We start from the raw sequence: 1396 nt of genomic DNA on the forward strand, positions 1-1396 counted from the left end.
CCTGGCCTGAAGAGCGGTTCGACGTCACCACTCAAGGCAAGAGCCCAGTGCGTTAGCAGCGCCCGCTGGGATCTGTGCGGGGGGCGGCTCCAGCCTTCACGGGTGAAGAGCCGTCCCTACCGCGACCGAATCAGCCGCAGGAGGGTATCGGGACTGGTGGGCATGGCCAGGGGCTTGAGCAGCCTGGTCCCAGCCTCCGCCCCGGCTGTGATTGCAACAGCGCACTGCGCGGTGGCCAGCCGCCGTGTCCGCCGAGCCTGAGCGGCCAGCAGGCGCACCGGCCGCTCCGCGAATGTCCGGCGGGAGCAGTCCGGGTTTCGGCAGCAGAAGCGCCGCACACGCAACTCGAGTTGCACGACGCGTCCTGCAGTGGGCAGGTCCACTGGGCGGCGGACGTAGCTGCCATGCACCGCGGTACTGGGCGTCTGGCAGGAGGGACATCGTGCTCCCGTGCCCTCCATGCGCACCCCGAGGACGACACTCGCCGCGCTACCGTGAGCCACCCGGGTTACCTGACACCCAGGAAGTTGGTACAGCGTTTCCATTCCCAGGGTTTATTCGCCCCGCTGGCAGCTTGCCGCGTCTGCCTACTCCCCAGAGGGGAACCACACGAAGTGCGGGAGAGCCACGGAACCGGGTCACGCCCACTCCCGAAGGGGTCCACACAACGTGCGGGAGAGCCACGAGACCGGTGTAACTCCAGTTTGCCGAAATCCTATTGATTGGTGATTCCTCGTTCGGTTGTCCGACAAAACTTCCGGCGCTACCTATGGCTCGCTACCTCCCATCCAGCTACGGTTACTCTGATGGAGGTCAACATATATGGGGTCATGGCATCAGAGAACCGACTGGAAGACGTTTTCGGCAAAGATGTTTTCGCTCCTGATGGAGGTTCATGGCGCTGAAGGCGCTTTTGTCATGAACTACGCTGGGCGTGCTCTTCAAGTACGAGGGAAAGCGTTTCATTCTCCATTGCCTAAAGTCGTACGCGGGGAGCTTGAGAACGGCCCCTTGACACTGTGTGTTGAAGGGGGAGGCGTTCTTGCGCTTGGTCAGGTAGGTGAAGACGCCATTCTTGTTGGTGTCTTTCCTGCTGGTACGTCAGAGCATTTTGCTGCGGCTGCGGTGCAGGCAATTCTCTTCGTACTATGACTCGATGGTTGCTGATTTAGGCATGCTTTGTTTTGCGGAAGGTTTCGATTAGATCGGGTTGGATTTATCGAATCATTGGTTGAGGAGTTGTGAGGAGAGCCGAGGAGTTCCCGCCACGGACGATACCGAGTTTGCCGCGCCCTCGCACGAGGAGGTGCGCACCGACGTGCGAGGCCTCTTCCTGGGAGCCATCCGCATGACGCTGGAGATGCTGCTGGAGGAGGAGATTCGGGGCCTGGTGGGA

Annotated in this window: 2 protein-coding genes; one reads left to right on the forward strand and one right to left on the reverse strand. The window is 61.2% G+C overall.

Annotation, left to right across the window (positions count from 1 at the left end):
- Positions 1-116: 116 nt before the first annotated feature.
- Positions 117-545 (reverse strand): transposase family protein, encoded by a 429-nt coding sequence (locus LZ198_RS42760; protein ID WP_323383512.1) that lies wholly within the window; start codon positions 543-545, stop codon positions 117-119.
- A 325-nt stretch (positions 546-870) separates the two neighbouring features.
- Here LZ198_RS42760 and LZ198_RS42765 point away from each other — a divergent pair, with 325 nt between their 5' ends.
- On the forward strand, positions 871-1152 hold the full coding sequence (locus tag LZ198_RS42765) for a hypothetical protein (protein ID WP_253977933.1): 282 nt from the start codon (positions 871-873) through the stop codon (positions 1150-1152).
- The last annotated feature ends 244 nt before the right edge of the window (positions 1153-1396 follow it).

This window comes from Myxococcus dinghuensis (assembly GCF_024198235.1).
Classification (GTDB): domain Bacteria; phylum Myxococcota; class Myxococcia; order Myxococcales; family Myxococcaceae; genus Myxococcus; species Myxococcus dinghuensis.